Source organism: Micromonospora sp. MGP-C2, assembly GCF_057766525.1.
In genome coordinates, this window is record NZ_JBYMEN010000002.1 from 1,732,545 (window position 1) to 1,745,503 (window position 12,959).

General features: G+C 70.0%; 10 protein-coding genes and 27 tRNA genes. 5 read left to right on the forward strand and 32 right to left on the reverse strand.

Features of this window, described 5'->3' with window-relative positions; translation table 11 throughout:
• Positions 1–40: 40 nt before the first annotated feature.
• Entirely contained in the window at positions 41–1,393 is a 1,353-nt protein-coding gene (locus tag AC3CF1_RS07565; protein ID WP_488449924.1) for an FAD-binding oxidoreductase, read from the forward strand.
• Between the two features lie 24 nt (positions 1,394–1,417).
• Here the strand turns inward: AC3CF1_RS07565 and AC3CF1_RS07570 are convergent, their stop codons facing one another.
• The 32 genes from AC3CF1_RS07570 to AC3CF1_RS07725 form a co-directional block, all read right to left on the reverse strand.
• Entirely contained in the window at positions 1,418–1,930 is a 513-nt protein-coding gene (locus tag AC3CF1_RS07570; RefSeq protein ID WP_488449925.1) for an LURP-one-related/scramblase family protein, read from the reverse strand.
• A gap of 114 nt (positions 1,931–2,044) precedes the next feature.
• Positions 2,045–2,115 (reverse strand) — tRNA-Cys (locus AC3CF1_RS07575).
• Between the two features lie 9 nt (positions 2,116–2,124).
• A tRNA-Arg gene (locus tag AC3CF1_RS07580) sits at positions 2,125–2,197 on the reverse strand.
• Positions 2,198–2,202: 5 nt separating this feature from the next.
• A tRNA-Tyr gene (locus tag AC3CF1_RS07585) sits at positions 2,203–2,286 on the reverse strand.
• Positions 2,287–2,361: transfer RNA gene (locus AC3CF1_RS07590), tRNA-His, on the reverse strand.
• Positions 2,362–2,381: 20 nt separating this feature from the next.
• A tRNA-Val gene (locus tag AC3CF1_RS07595) sits at positions 2,382–2,453 on the reverse strand.
• 5 nt (positions 2,454–2,458) lie between these two features.
• Positions 2,459–2,545, reverse strand: a tRNA-Ser gene (locus tag AC3CF1_RS07600).
• A 4-nt stretch (positions 2,546–2,549) separates the two neighbouring features.
• Positions 2,550–2,623: transfer RNA gene (locus AC3CF1_RS07605), tRNA-Asn, on the reverse strand.
• Between the two features lies 1 nt (position 2,624).
• A tRNA-Glu gene (locus AC3CF1_RS07610) sits at positions 2,625–2,698 on the reverse strand.
• 6 nt (positions 2,699–2,704) lie between these two features.
• A tRNA-Val gene (locus tag AC3CF1_RS07615) sits at positions 2,705–2,776 on the reverse strand.
• 2 nt (positions 2,777–2,778) lie between these two features.
• Positions 2,779–2,854: transfer RNA gene (locus AC3CF1_RS07620), tRNA-Met, on the reverse strand.
• A 2-nt stretch (positions 2,855–2,856) separates the two neighbouring features.
• Positions 2,857–2,928, reverse strand: a tRNA-Gly gene (locus AC3CF1_RS07625).
• Between the two features lie 9 nt (positions 2,929–2,937).
• A tRNA-Arg gene (locus AC3CF1_RS07630) sits at positions 2,938–3,011 on the reverse strand.
• A 4-nt stretch (positions 3,012–3,015) separates the two neighbouring features.
• Positions 3,016–3,089 (reverse strand) — tRNA-Lys (locus AC3CF1_RS07635).
• Positions 3,090–3,154: 65 nt separating this feature from the next.
• Positions 3,155–3,227 (reverse strand) — tRNA-Arg (locus AC3CF1_RS07640).
• Between the two features lies 1 nt (position 3,228).
• Positions 3,229–3,305, reverse strand: a tRNA-Ile gene (locus tag AC3CF1_RS07645).
• 1 nt (position 3,306) lies between these two features.
• Positions 3,307–3,396, reverse strand: a tRNA-Ser gene (locus AC3CF1_RS07650).
• Position 3,397: 1 nt separating this feature from the next.
• A tRNA-Asp gene (locus AC3CF1_RS07655) sits at positions 3,398–3,473 on the reverse strand.
• Positions 3,474–3,573: 100 nt separating this feature from the next.
• Positions 3,574–3,657: transfer RNA gene (locus tag AC3CF1_RS07660), tRNA-Leu, on the reverse strand.
• Position 3,658: 1 nt separating this feature from the next.
• Positions 3,659–3,733: transfer RNA gene (locus AC3CF1_RS07665), tRNA-Met, on the reverse strand.
• Position 3,734: 1 nt separating this feature from the next.
• A tRNA-Leu gene (locus tag AC3CF1_RS07670) sits at positions 3,735–3,810 on the reverse strand.
• Positions 3,811–3,885: 75 nt separating this feature from the next.
• A tRNA-Gln gene (locus tag AC3CF1_RS07675) sits at positions 3,886–3,960 on the reverse strand.
• Positions 3,961–4,115: 155 nt separating this feature from the next.
• Positions 4,116–4,195, reverse strand: a tRNA-Gln gene (locus tag AC3CF1_RS07680).
• Positions 4,196–4,199: 4 nt separating this feature from the next.
• Positions 4,200–4,275: transfer RNA gene (locus tag AC3CF1_RS07685), tRNA-Gly, on the reverse strand.
• A gap of 17 nt (positions 4,276–4,292) precedes the next feature.
• Positions 4,293–4,366, reverse strand: a tRNA-Glu gene (locus AC3CF1_RS07690).
• Between the two features lie 119 nt (positions 4,367–4,485).
• Positions 4,486–4,558: transfer RNA gene (locus tag AC3CF1_RS07695), tRNA-Ala, on the reverse strand.
• 1 nt (position 4,559) lies between these two features.
• Positions 4,560–4,635: transfer RNA gene (locus AC3CF1_RS07700), tRNA-Pro, on the reverse strand.
• Between the two features lie 110 nt (positions 4,636–4,745).
• Positions 4,746–4,818 (reverse strand) — tRNA-Trp (locus AC3CF1_RS07705).
• A gap of 72 nt (positions 4,819–4,890) precedes the next feature.
• A complete protein-coding gene (locus tag AC3CF1_RS07710; protein ID WP_354980980.1) occupies positions 4,891–5,022 on the reverse strand; it encodes a hypothetical protein in 132 nt (43 codons plus the stop codon).
• 179 nt (positions 5,023–5,201) lie between these two features.
• Positions 5,202–5,933 carry a hypothetical protein gene (locus AC3CF1_RS07715; RefSeq protein ID WP_354980981.1) on the reverse strand — a complete coding sequence of 244 codons (732 nt, stop codon included), beginning with the start codon at positions 5,931–5,933 and terminating at the stop codon, positions 5,202–5,204.
• Positions 5,934–6,400: 467 nt separating this feature from the next.
• Entirely contained in the window at positions 6,401–7,270 is an 870-nt protein-coding gene (locus tag AC3CF1_RS07720; protein ID WP_488449926.1) for an ATP-grasp domain-containing protein, read from the reverse strand.
• Between the two features lie 12 nt (positions 7,271–7,282).
• Complete coding sequence (locus AC3CF1_RS07725) at positions 7,283–7,513, reverse strand: hypothetical protein (RefSeq protein WP_355161354.1); 231 nt, start codon at positions 7,511–7,513, stop codon at positions 7,283–7,285.
• 168 nt (positions 7,514–7,681) lie between these two features.
• On the opposite strand from AC3CF1_RS07725, the gene AC3CF1_RS07730 reads away from it, so the two are divergent.
• From AC3CF1_RS07730 to AC3CF1_RS07745, 4 genes are all read left to right on the forward strand, one after another.
• Entirely contained in the window at positions 7,682–8,908 is a 1,227-nt protein-coding gene (locus tag AC3CF1_RS07730) for a sensor histidine kinase (protein ID WP_488449927.1), read from the forward strand.
• A complete protein-coding gene (locus tag AC3CF1_RS07735; RefSeq protein WP_088949027.1) occupies positions 8,896–9,552 on the forward strand; it encodes a response regulator transcription factor in 657 nt (218 codons plus the stop codon). Before AC3CF1_RS07730 ends, AC3CF1_RS07735 begins: the two co-directional genes overlap by 13 nt.
• Positions 9,553–9,663: 111 nt before the next feature.
• Entirely contained in the window at positions 9,664–10,425 is a 762-nt protein-coding gene (locus AC3CF1_RS07740) for an ABC transporter ATP-binding protein (protein ID WP_099855126.1), read from the forward strand.
• Positions 10,422–12,893, forward strand: coding sequence for an ABC transporter permease (locus tag AC3CF1_RS07745; RefSeq protein ID WP_488449928.1), 2,472 nt, complete (start codon positions 10,422–10,424; stop codon positions 12,891–12,893). The genes AC3CF1_RS07740 and AC3CF1_RS07745 overlap by 4 nt, the downstream gene beginning before the upstream one ends.
• Positions 12,894–12,959: the final 66 nt, after the last annotated feature.

Here is a 12,959-nt window from a genome sequence, read left to right on the forward strand (position 1 = left end):
GACCTTACCGGGTGTACCGATTTCCGTCAGGCTCGGACGTATGACGACAACGACCAGCCCTCGCTTCGACGGCCGCCTCCTCACCCCGGGCAACCCGGGTTACGACGCGGCCCGCACCGTCTGGAACGCCATGATTGACCGCCGCCCGCGGATGATCGTGCAGGCCGCGAGCGTCACCGACGTGGTGACCGCGGTGCGCCTGGCCCGCGAACTCGACCTGGAGATCGGGGTACGCTGCGGCGGGCACAACGTGGCCGGCCTCGCCGTCCCGGCGAACGGCCTGATGATCGATCTGACCCCGTTGAACGGCGTTCGGGTCAACCCGATCCGACGACGCGCCCGGGTCCAGGGCGGCGCGCTGCTCGGCGCACTCGACCGGGCGTCGCAGCCACACGGCCTCGCCACGACCGCCGGTAACGTCTCGCACACCGGGGTCGGCGGCCTGACCCTCGGCGGCGGCATGGGCTGGCTCGCCCGTCAACACGGGTTGGCCTGCGACAACGTCGTCTCCTACACGATGGTCACCGCGGACGGGGAGGTGGTGACCGCTAGCCGAACCGACAACCCCGACCTCTACTGGGGCCTGCGCGGCGGGGGCGGCAACTTCGGCATCGTCACCGACTTCGACTTCCAACTGCACCACATCGGAACGCAGACCCTGGTCGCCGAGTTCGACTTCCGCGCCGAGGACGCCGTACCGGTGCTCGAAGGCTGGCGGGACCTCAACGCCGTCGCGCCGCGGCAGGCGACCTTCACCGCCGATGTCCACAGCACGGCCAGGGGCCCTGTCGCCACCGTCGGCTTCGTGTGGATCGGCGAGCCTGCACAGGGTCACCGGTTGCTGCCGGCGATGCGCGCGCTCGGGCGACCGGTCGCGGAGCGGGTCACCACCCCGTCATACCTGGACCTCCAGCAGCGCGACGACACCGTCGGCGGCCACGCCTACCGCCGGTACTCCAGTGCGCACTACCTGCGGCAGTTTCCCACCGCCGCGATCGAGGCGTTCCTGCTGCGCGGCGCGGCGGACCTGCACACCGGCGCCCACCTGGCCGACGTTGGCCTGCAGGCGCACGGCGGCGCCATCGCCGACGTCGTGGACGTCGACGCCGCGTTCAGCCACCGTGGCACCACGTTCGAGTTCGGTGCCAGCTCCCGCTGGACCGAGCCATCCGAAGACGACATTCGGATGGCAGCGGCTCGCAGTGCCGGAGCCGCGCTCGACCCGTACGCCGACGGCGTCTACGTCAACTCGCTCGCCGCCGACGAGGGGCAACGCGGGGTACGCCGCGCGTACCCGGCCGCCAAGCTCGCCAGGCTCACCGCACTCAAGACGATCTGGGACCCGCACAACGTGTTCCACCTCAACCACAACATCCGGCCCCACAGCCAATAGCGCAGCCGGCTGCTGCCTTGGCGGTCAGTCCTCGTCGCTCTTCTTCTTGTCGCTCTTCTTCTTGTCGCGGTCCATGGCCAGGTCGAGCGCGAGGACGCTGCCGATGATGAGCAGCGGGTCGACGCCGGCAGTGACCTGCACGGCGTACGTGTCCCGGATCGTCAGCCACCTCTTGGAGACCACGGCCACCTCGGTGCCGTCACGTTCGATCACGTACTCGTGGTCGAGCAGGTCACCCTTCATCTCCAGGTCGTCGGGCCCTGGCACGTCGATGGTGAACTTGTCGCGGAACGGCGTGAGCAGATTCTTACGGACCTCCGCGGCCTTCTCGCCGCCGATCCTGATCTCGTACGTGGGACGCAGCGCCACCATGTGCCGGTGCAGCGTGGCGACCTCATGGCCGGAGGCATCCTCGATGATGACCTTGTTGCGGACGCTGAGCACCTTGCCGTCGACGTGGAAGACCTTGGTGCCGTGCTCGTCGAGCACGTCGAAGTCGTCGCCGATCGAGAAGAACCGCTCCCTGATGACAAACATGAAGCGATTCTCCCCCACCCCGCCCGAAAGTGCCGGCCGGCCGGGAGCGGCCGACCCTTCGGCTCCCCGATCGGGATCAGTGTCCCGCTCGCTCTCCACAGTGGATGGCAGTCGAGGCCGTGGCCGGGATCGAACCGGCGTACGCGGTTTTGCGGACCGCTCCCTCACCACTCGGGCACACGACCAGGCAGAAGCGCCCGCGGAGGGAATCGAACCCCCGACACCCAGCTCCGGAAGCTGGTGCTCTGTCCCCTGAGCTACGCGGGCATGCGTGGGAGTGGGGAGATTCGAACTCCCTGAGCGCGAACGCACCGGGGTTACAGCCCGGCCCACCTCGCCATCGGTGGCGCACTCCCTGGGGTGACTGGAGGGTGCTGACCCCTCGTCCTCCGGTGCCACAAACCGGCGCTCCACCGTTGAGCTACAGCCACAACTTCGGCCTGAGGGCCAGTGCCCGCGGAAGGTGTCGAACCTCCGACCCCCTGGGTGTGGACCAGGTGCTCTCCCGTTGAGCTACGCGGGCATGCGCGGAAGGATTGGGATTCGAACCCACGAGGAGACTTCCGCCCCCTGCACCGTTTCCAACGGTGTCCCCGTGACCGCCGGGACCCCTCCATTGCTCCGACGACTGGACTCGAACCAGTACCGGTAGGGATTAACAATCCGCTGCCCTACCAATTGGGCGACGTCGGAATGGTCGCGCGTGCGGGACTCGAACCCGCTTCACCAGCTTGAAAGGCCAGGGGCCTACCCATAACCGAACGCGCGTCTGTGTGCCCCGAGCTGGTGTCGAACCAGCGGCCTTCGGCTTGTCGAGCCGACGCTCTCCCGCTGAGCTACCGGGGCGGGAGCGGGGGCGGGATTCGAACCCGCGATGTCCGGCTTATGAGGCCGGCGAGGACGACCGAACTCCTCTACCCCGCAAGTGCCGCCGAAGGGAATCGAACCCCCGCAGTCCGGATTGGAAGTCCGGAGCCCTGCCATCAGGCGCCGGCGGCATCGTGCTGTGCTCCGCGCTGGACTGGAACCAGCGACACCCGCTTCAGGAGAGCGGTGCTCTGTCCCGCTGAGCTGGCGGGGCAAGTTGGTACGCCGCCGGAGGATCGAACTCCGCTCCCCGGATTAAGAGTCCGGTGCTAAGCCACTCAGCTAGCGGCGCATGGCGGTGAGGGAGGGAGTCGAACCCAGACCGGCGCGCTACCGACTGCGCCACCTCCCGATGCGTGCCCCCGGCGCGATTCGAACGCGCGACCCCCAGATCCGTAATCTGGTGCTCTATCCGCTGAGCCACGGGGGCATGGTGTCGTCGGAGGGAGTTGAACCCACGATCTCTGCGTTATCAGCGCAGTGCCTTAACCAGCTTGGCCACGACGACATGGCGGAGAGGGAGGGATTCGAACCCTCGGCGGTGTCACCCGCTCCGCGTTAGCAACGCGGTGCCATCGGCCGGACTAGGCGACCTCTCCATGGCGCTGACGGCGGGACTCGAACCCGCGACCGTCTCGCTGACAACGAGGTGCTCAAGCCGCTGAGCTACGCCAGCATGGGACCGGCCAGCAGCCGGTGAGTGGAATCGGGCGGAGTCGAACCGGTCCTTCCTGGGTGCCCCAGGGCAGCGGTTCCACTCCGCATTCGGCCTTGCGTGCGCTCGGGGGGAGTCGAACCCCCATGCCTTTCGGCACACGGACCTGAGCCGTGCGTGTCTACCTGAGTTCCACCACGAGCGCGTGGTGCCGACGCCCGGTGTCGATCCGGGGGCCTTCCGGTCATGAGCCGGATGCTCTGCCGTTGAGCTACGTCGGCTTGGTGCCCTCGACACGAGTCGAACGTGCAACTACGGCCGCCTCACGACCGCGCCTCTTCCATTGGGCTACGAGGGCATGTTCGCGACAGGGTCCCCCGGTTCGCCGGCGGGATGGATGCACCCTGCGCCGACCCGCTTACGCGCCCTGCCGTGGCTCCCAGGCCAGGATTCGAACCCAGCTCCCCGCATCCAGAGTGCGGTGTCTTACCGAATAGACGACCCGGGAATGGTGGTCGGCGAGTCGCGGACTCGCCGGCCGGTGATCAGCGCTGCACCAGTTGGGCTACCGGGGCAGGCTTCCGCAGGTTGCGGCATCATCCACTGGGGGCGGTCGAGTTCCGGATCTGCAACTCCGGCGGCGGCTTTCCCCCTGGTCAAGTATGGCTCCGGGAGCAGGAATCGAACCTGCGTTTGTACCGGGATCCAAAGTCCCGTCGCCCTTGCCAGCAGAGCACCCCGGAATGGTGGAGCGGTCGGCGGGCACCGACCCCGCTTCTTCGGTTTGGAAGACCGACGTGTCCGCCAAGTTCACCACGACCGCATGGCATTTCACTTGCGTAGGCCGTACGGGGCTCGAACCCGTAACCTCCTGGCTGAGAACCAGGTGAGCTGCCAGCTTGCTCCAACGGCCCATGGAGCTGGCGGGAATCGCGCTCGCGAGCCCACGATCGCCGTCAACGTGCCCTCCCCCGGAGCCCTCGGGGACTTCACTCCCGTGCGCTACCAGTTACGCCAGGAGGGCACGGATGCGTGGAGAAGAAGGGATTCGAACCCTCGACCTCCGGTCTGCCGAACCGGCGCTCTCCCAGCTGAGCTACAACCCCATGGTCCGGGACCGGGGTGTCGAACCCCGTGTCTCTCGCTCCCAAAGCGAGCGGGTCAGCCGTCTCCCTCGTCCCGGAGGTAATGCCCCCGACCGGCCCCACGCAGGCGCCGGCGGGGGTTTTGCTTATGCCATCCACTGTGAAGTTGAGAATCTGCAACGCCGCCGGCCGCAGCCGGGACGAAAAGCAGGGGCGGCAGGACTCGAACCTGCGACCTTCGGTTTTGGAGACCGGTGCTCTACCAGTTGAGCTACGCCCCTATGAAGTTGTTCAGTAACGAGAAAGCCGCCCTGTCCCTGTCGGGGTGGGCGGCTTCGCAGCTTGCGCTGGCGCTATTCGCGCCGCCACCCCGGCTTCCAGTTCTGCTCACTCGCGCACAGATCGTGGGCTCGCGCAATCGAGGGCAGCACGACACCGCCGCGCGGCATGAGCCGCGTGGTTTCGGTGTAGGCGTGCTGCAACACGGGGAACTCCTTGGGTTGGTCGGGACGGCCTTGCTCATTCAAGGTAAGCGTTGTGCCCATCGGATGGCAATGGATATTCCGACGGACCGGCTTCGAAGCCTGGCGGGCTGAGACGATCCCCGGTTTGATGTTGCCCCGCCGTGGCGGTCGGCACGCTGGAGGCCGGCCGCACCTCAGGATCAGGTTCTGTCGCGGTGACGGCGAGCTTCGATGTCGCGCAGCACATCCGGGTCCCATTGGCCGGCGTTCCAGTCGTCGCTGGTCGGAGTGGGCGACAGCGGCCACGCCGCGTCCTGCCTGGCGACCGGCGAGTAGTGTCCGGCGACAACTCTGTCGACGTGGGCGATCAGCCGCAGGACCCGCGTCCGGCTGTGCAGCACGCCCCCGATCAGTGCGGCGGCTCCAAGGGTGCGCAGGGCCGCCTGGCCGAACAGGACGGCAGGGGCGGTTCGGTCGGTGGCCAGCCAGGCGATGGCCGCGCTGCAGACGACGCAGGCGGGGAAGACGCGCGTGCCCCAGTGGCGGCTGTACGAGCGACCGGATGAGCCGTGCGCCTCGGCGAGCTGGCGCGTGCCGCGTCCCCAGATCAGCCCGCTGACAGCCAGGCCGATGATGGCGACGAACAGGGTCAGGTTGGCCAGGACGAAACCGACCGCTGCGCCGGTGCCGGACGGGGGCAGCGGCCGGGCCCGGGCGCTCGGGATGCTGCCGAGGACGGCCGCGGCAATCGCGGCAATCGCAAAGAGGATGGCGAACCCGACGACGAACCAGGTCGCGACGTCCCAACCTGCTGTCCGAGGCGCGGGTGGCGCTGTCGAGGACCGGCACGTGTGGCCTTGGCCGGGATGTTCGAGACTGGCGCCGCATTTCATGCAGTGCAAAGTGTTCTCCTGAGCGGCCAGGCCGAGCATTCGCCAGGCCAGTTGGGCTGGGTATCGCATATGTCGTCGCACGGGGGTGACGGACCCACCCGGACTCGGTGCGTGGAGAATCATGCCCGGTAGGTGCCGGTCCGGCGACCCCGAAATTCCCGAACTCCCGGCGACGGACAGCGGCCCGCGAATCGCGGTCGCCGCCGGGCGGGGCGAGAAGTGGTCGCTTCGCACCAGACATGCCGCCCAACACCCACTGGTTCAACTGGCTCAGGGGTAAAAGCCCGGCCGTACGGTGCGTGTCTGATGGCGAGGTTGTCGGCATCCGCAACTCGGCCACGTCCGGGCGGCACGGCGAGACGCTGCGGAGCGCGCCTCATGGCCAAGATCTGTGCCCTGCAATCCGACGACGACGGAGTCGAGCTCGGAGTCGTCGATGCGCTGCCAGTTCGCTTGCCGAGCGTCGCAGACTTCGACGTCGGCCCACCGGCGGACAGTGTTGCCGATCAGCGGGCCTGGGCAAGCAGGACCTCGATCATCGTGTGAGGTTCGATGGTGGTTGGTCGATCGCTGACCTGCCCGTCGCCGAGTTCGATGACCCGCCACACGCCGTCCGCGCGCAGAGCGAGGTCCACGGTGACGAAAGACAGGCCGAGCCCGCCGATCAACGGTGCGACCGGGGCCAGGTCGACCTCGACTGGCGCCGAGTCGTTCGGGCTGTCGGGATGCGCTCCGATCAGAACGCACGCGCCGTCGATCCACCACGTGCGCACCTCGGTCGAGGCGAACCGCTCGAAGCGCCGCAGCACGAGCCCGCCCACGAAGTCGTCGTCACGCAGTTCCAGAAACCGCGACGCCACGCCCCACGCGGCCGCGCCGTCCTCAAGGTCGGGGATGAACGCGGCCGCGTCCCAGTAGTGCTTCATCGACTTGCTGTAGTCACGCAGCACCGCTGGTCCCGCGCCAAGCCCGGCACGCGCGCGGTCGAAGTCCGCCCGCTCGGAGCCCGTGGTCCACACCGACGGCGGGGTCACGGGAGCCAGAGCTGCATACCAGCCAGGCAGCTCATGCGCCCGCTGGTACTGCTCAGCACCAGTCCGCAACACCACACCACGCTCAGCAAGAACCTCAGCGAAGACGGCGTACTGCTCGCTACGTAGCATCCAGCCGCGGTACACAGCCGGACCGCTGCGCGAGACCGAGGCGACCGCGCGGCGCACGTCTCCGCCCCGCGCCAACGCGTCGTGGTCGACCACCGCCACATCCATCCCGGCGGCACGTGCGGCCCGCGCCTCCGCGGCGAAGTGCTCGTCCGGGTGGCGCGGCCGAAGAGGGTCCGCGGGAACCAGCAAGATCACACCTGCATCCTGCCCCAAGCGTCCATGTCCCTACGACTCGCGCGTGCGGTTACGGCGGTGGTGGACGAGCAGCGTGACCGCGCAGAGCACCGCCACCAGGCCGAACGCCGAGCTGATCCACGGGTTGTCCGCCGCGGTCGACAGCACCACGTTGGCTGCGGCGCTGATGAAGAGCACCAGCCACAGCAGCGGGCGTAGCGGGCCGCCCGGCTTCTTCGGTGCGGCGATCGGGGCCTCGGTGATGCGGTACGGATCGGTCATGACTGCCTCCTTGAGCGAGCGTTCCTCGATGCCGTCAACGCTAGGCGCGGGGCGTGGCGGGGACGATCCCGCCAGCTCGACGACAGTGGTACAGCAGGCTGTACCTTCCGCGCCGAGCGTTGCCGGGCGCGGCCCGTGGTGGCCTATGTTGGCGGGGGAGGTGGGTCGATGGCGTACGTGCGAGGCCGGGTTCGCGCCTCGGTCGACGCTCTGGAGCACCTGGTCGGAGGGCTGGGCACCGCCACGCTGGCGCTGGGCGCGCTGCTCTGGGCGGCGATCGTGGCGGTGACCTGCGTCGTCGGGGTGGGGCTGCTGGCGGCGCCCGGTGCGTTGCGGGCGGTGCGCTGGGTGGCCGACCGCGAGCGGGCCCGGCTGTCCCGCTGGGGCGAGCCGATCCCCACGCCGGGGCCGGTGCCGGCCGGGTTGCGGACGGCGGCGCGCGATCCCTTCGTACGCCGGGAGCTGGGCTGGGTCGGGCTTTCCTCGCTCATCGGCCTGGCGACCGGGCTTGTCGGCCTCGCGCTGCCCCTCTCTGCCGTGCAGTACGTCACGTTCCCCCTGTGGTACCAGCTGATCCCTGCCGACGCCGGCGCGCCGGGGATCGTCTGGTGGCGCATCGACGGATTGTCCGAGGCACTCGCGGTCGGGTTGCTCGGGGTCGGCTCGCTGGCCGCCGCGATCTGGTTCAGCCCGGTCCTGGCCCGTCTCCAGGCGTGGCCGGGCCGGTTGCTGCTGCCGCCGCCGCCGGGTGTCGACCTGTCGCTGCGGGTGGCCGAGCTGACCGCCACCCGCGCTGCGGCGCTCGACGCCCACGCGGTCGAACTGCGCCGGATCGAGCGGTCGCTGCACGACGGCACCCAGAACCGGTTGGTCGCGGTCAACGTGTTGCTGGGTGCCGCGCGGCGGGCTTTGCGCCGCAATCCGGACCGCGCCGACGAGATCCTCGGGCAGGCGCAGGACGCCGCGGAACAGGCGCTCGGTGAGCTGCGTACGGTGGTGCGCGGGATCCTGCCGCCCGTGCTGGACGACCGGGGTCTCGCCGGCGCGCTGGCGGGCCTGGCCGGCAGCTGCGTGGTGCCCTGCCGACTTGAGGTGGACGTGGCTGTGCGGTGCGCGGCCTCGGTCGAGGCCACCGCGTACTTCGTGGTGGCCGAGGCGCTGACCAACGTCGTCCGGCACAGCGGTGCGAGCCGGGTGGACGTGGCCGTGCGCCGCGAGCGCGGTCGGCTGCTGGTGTGCATTGAGGACGACGGGCACGGCGACGCGGACGAGACGCGTGGCTCAGGGCTCACCGGTATCCGCCGGCGGGTCGAGGCGTACGACGGCCGGATGACGCTGACGAGCCCACCGGGAGGGCCGACGAGAATGGACGTGGAGCTGCCATGCGGATCGTGATCGCCGAGGACGACCCGCTGCTGCGTGAGGGGTTGGCTCTGCTGCTGCGGGCGGAGGATCTGGACGTGGTCGCCACGGCTGGCACTCCGGGCGAGTTCCTGGTCGCCGTCGACGAACATGCGCCGGACGTCGCGATCGTGGACGTACGGATGCCGCCGACCCACACCGACGAGGGCATCGTGGCCGCGGTAGAAGCCCGGCGGCGCCGCCCCGGCCTCGCGGTGCTGGTCCTGTCGGCGTACGTGGAGCAGGCGTTCGCCACCGACCTGTTCTCGGTCGGCGCCGCCGGGCTCGGTTACCTGTTGAAGGAGCGGGTGGGTCGGGTCGAGGAGTTCCTCGCCGCGCTGCACCGCGTCGCGGACGGCGGCAGCGTGATCGACCCGGAGGTGGTGGCGCAGTTGCTCGCCCGCAACCGCCGGACGGACACGGCGCTGAGCGAGCTGTCGCCGCGTGAGCGTGAGGTGCTGGGGCTGATGGCCGAAGGGCTCGGTAACAGCGCGATCGCCGAGCGGTTGTTCGTCACCGACGGCGCGGTGCACAAGCACATCCGCAGCATCTTCTCGAAGCTTCAGCTTCCACCGGACGACCAGGCCGACCGCCGGGTCACCGCGGTGCTGCGCTACCTGGACGGCGGTCGGCGGTAGCGCCTGCTGTACCCGGACCTGGCAGCCCGCGGGATGGTCGCCGTTCTCGCACGTCAATAGCGTTTCTGGTGCGCGCAGTTCTTGCCGATGACACGGAAAGAGGCCACCAGAATGCCGGACTATCCGGGACAGACAATCGAACCGGCGGTACGCGTCGAACAACTCACCCGCGTGTACGGCGCCGGCCGTAACCAGGTGACTGCGCTTGCGGGCATCGATGTCGGCTTCGACAGGGGCACCTTCACCGCGGTGATGGGGCCCTCGGGCTCCGGCAAGAGCACGCTGCTGCAGACGGCGGCCGGGCTCGACCGGCCCACCTCCGGTCGGGTGGTCATCGGCGGCACCGAGCTGTCCGGGCTGTCCGAGACCCGCCTGACCGAGCTGCGTCGTACCCGGATCGGGTTTGTCTTCCAGGCTTTCAACCTGATCGGCGCGCTCACCGTCGAGGAGAACATCGTGCTGCCCCTGCGCCTGGCCGGCGTCCGGCCGGACCGTGCCTGGCTGACCCAGGTGGTCGAGCGGGTCGGCCTCGCCGACCGACTGCACCACCGGCCGGCCGCGCTGTCCGGTGGCCAGCAGCAGCGGGTGGCGATCGCCCGGGCGCTGGCCACCCGCCCCGAGGTGATCTTCTGTGACGAGCCCACCGGCGCCCTCGACTCGCGGACCGCGGCGGAGGTGCTGACGCTGCTTCGCGCGGTCGTGGACGAACACGGGCTGACGGTGGTGATGGTGACCCACGATCCGATCGCCGCGTCGTACGCGGACCGCGTGCTCGTGTTGGCCGACGGTGCGATCGTCGCCGACCTTCCGCAGCTCGGAGCCGCCCGTATCGCCGAGCACCTGGCATCGCTGGATCGGCGGGTCCTCCGATGATCGGGCTCGCCGCCCGCCTGCTGCGGCACCGGGCGGGCCCCGCCGCCGCGACCCTGCTGGCCCTGATCGTCGGCGTGCTGATCCTGGTAGCGATGGGCACCCTCGTCGAGTCCGGGTTGCGTTTCCGCCCGGAGCCACGGCTCTGGGCCGCGGCCGACGTGGTCGTCGCCAACCGCACGGTCAGTCACACGTTCAGGGAGTTCGACGGCGAGACCACCACGAGCACCGTCATGCTGCCCGAGGGCGGCACTGTGGACGCGGCGCTGGTGGACCGGATCCGCCAGGTGCCGGGCGTCGCGGCCGTCACCGGCGACGAAGGGGTGCTGATCGGCTCACCCGCTGCGACGGGACACGGCTGGGACACGTACGCCTTCACCGGTCGTCCCATCGCCGCGGGTGCCGCGCCACGGGCCGACGACGAAGTGCTGGTCGACACCCGTCTCGGCGTGGCGCCGGGCGACCGCATCGACCTGGTCGTCGGCGGGGTCGGCCGGTCGTACCGGGTGAGCGGAACCGCCGAGACCGGTTCGGCGGCGGTGTTCTTCACCGACGCGCAGGCCGCCCGGTTGTCCGCCCACCCGGGCCGGGTGGATGCGATCGGCGTGCGGATGGTGCCCGGCGCCGACGTCGGCGCCGTACGCGAGATCGCATCGGCGGCCGGCGCCACGACGTACGGCGGGAAAGACCGTGGGAACGTCGAGCAGTCGGAGAACCAGGCCGCCCAGACGTTGCTGGTCAGCGCCGGATCGGCTTTCGGGGGGTACGTCGTCCTGCTGATCGTCTTCGTGGTGGCCGGCACCATCGGACTGTCCGTCCGGCACCGTCGACGTGACCTGGCGTTACTGCGCGCGGTCGCGGCCACGCCGGGGCAGGTGCGCCGCATGCTGATCGCCGAGGCCGCGCTGCTCGCCCTGATCGGCTCTGCGATCGGCGGCCCGGCCGGCCTGCTGGCGGCCCGCTGGGTGCACGGCGAGCTGGTCGGGCGGGGGTTCGTGCCGGAAAGCTTCCCGATGGTCGGCGGCCTGTTCGCGGTGCCGGCCGCGATCGGTACGGCGGTGCTCGTGGCGGTGCTCGCCGCTTTGGTCGCCGCACGCCGGGTGACCGGGATCAAGCCGATCGAGGCGCTCGGCGAGATCGCTGTCGAGCCTCGTCGTAGCGGCCGGGTGCGGCTGGTCGCCGGCGTGCTGACGCTGGTGGCGGCCGGCACCTCCGGGGCGTTCACGCTCGGTGCCGCCGGGTCGACAGGGGCACTGGCCGGCGCGGTCGGCATGCTGTACCTGTTCGTCATCGCGGTGGCGCTGCTCGCACCGAGGATCAACGCGTACGCGGCACGCCTGCTCACACCGTTGTTGCCGCGGATGTGGAGGGTCAGCGGCTATCTGGCTGCGGCCAATCTGCGGGCCAACGCGCAGGGCATGGCGACCGTCCTGACCGCCCTCGTGCTGTCCGTGGGGTTCGGCGGCTCGGTCTGGTTCCTGCAGACCAACCTGGAGCGGCAGACCGCCACGCAGAGCAGCGCGGGAACCCTCGCCGAGCGGGTGCTCGTCGCTCCGGGTGGGCTGCCGGCGGACGCGGCGCGGGAGATCCGCGAGTTGGCCGGGGTGCAGGCGGCCACCGGTGTGCACCGTACGCAGGTGGTGGTGCGGGCGCTCGACGGAATCGAGCCGGTCAGCGCGCAGTCGGTCGACCCGGCTGGCATCACGGCGACGATGGACCTCGCCGTGCGCGAGGGCAACCTGGCCGACCTGCGCGCGGGCACTGTCGCCCTGTCCGCGACGCAGGCGTCCTCCTCCGGCTGGGACGTCGGCGATCAGGCGAAACTCTGGCTGGGCGACGGCACCCCCGTCACGTTGGACGTCATCGCGGTCTACGACCGTGGCCTCGGATTCGGCGACGTCACGCTGGCCGCAGAGACGGTCGCCGGGCACACGGCCGGGAACACCAACGACGAGATCCTGGTCAGCGCCGGCCCCGAGGCCGACACCGCATTGGCCACCTGGTCAGCTGGGCGACCAGGCACCGAGGTTCTCGACGCCGCCACCCGTACGCGCCTGATCAGCACCGACCTGGCGCTCGGTGCCTGGCTGAACCGGCTGCTGATCGGCGTGATGGTGGGCTACGCGGCGCTGGCGGCGGCCACCACGATGGTGATGGCCGCGCTGGCCCGCCGTCGCGAGTTGGCGTTGCTGCAACTGGTCGGGGTCACCCGCCGTCAGATCCGACGGATGGTCCAGGCCGAACAGGCCGGGCTCCTCGGCAGCGCGGTGCTGATCGGCGCGACGATCGCGGCGCTGACCCTGAGCGCGATCGTCAACGGACTGACCGGCAGCCCGATCCCGTACGTCCCGCCGCTCGGTTGGGTGGCGGTGCTCGGCGGCACCACACTGCTGGCGTTGGCAACCACTGTGTGGCCCGTCCGCCGGCTGCTCAGCGCTCCTCCGATCGACAACATCGGTGTGAAGGAGTAGACGTATCCTGCACTTCCGCGCGGGCTCCACCTCCGTCGTGTTGACCAAGGCTCGAGACATCAACGA

What these genes read in the sequence shown, in the direction of transcription:
- AC3CF1_RS07565 (WP_488449924.1), top strand. Translation starts at nt 41, where the DNA reads ATGACGACAACGACCAGCCCTCGCTTCGACGGCCGCCTCCTCACCCCG.
- AC3CF1_RS07735 (WP_088949027.1), top strand. Translation starts at nt 8,896, where the DNA reads ATGCGGATCGTGATCGCCGAGGACGACCCGCTGCTGCGTGAGGGGTTG.
- AC3CF1_RS07745 (WP_488449928.1), top strand. Translation starts at nt 10,422, where the DNA reads ATGATCGGGCTCGCCGCCCGCCTGCTGCGGCACCGGGCGGGCCCCGCC.
- AC3CF1_RS07570 (WP_488449925.1), bottom strand. Translation starts at nt 1,930, where the DNA reads ATGTTTGTCATCAGGGAGCGGTTCTTCTCGATCGGCGACGACTTCGAC.
- AC3CF1_RS07730 (WP_488449927.1), top strand. Translation starts at nt 7,682, where the DNA reads ATGGCGTACGTGCGAGGCCGGGTTCGCGCCTCGGTCGACGCTCTGGAG.
- AC3CF1_RS07715 (WP_354980981.1), bottom strand. Translation starts at nt 5,933, where the DNA reads ATGCTCGGCCTGGCCGCTCAGGAGAACACTTTGCACTGCATGAAATGC.
- AC3CF1_RS07725 (WP_355161354.1), bottom strand. Translation starts at nt 7,513, where the DNA reads ATGACCGATCCGTACCGCATCACCGAGGCCCCGATCGCCGCACCGAAG.
- AC3CF1_RS07740 (WP_099855126.1), top strand. Translation starts at nt 9,664, where the DNA reads ATGCCGGACTATCCGGGACAGACAATCGAACCGGCGGTACGCGTCGAA.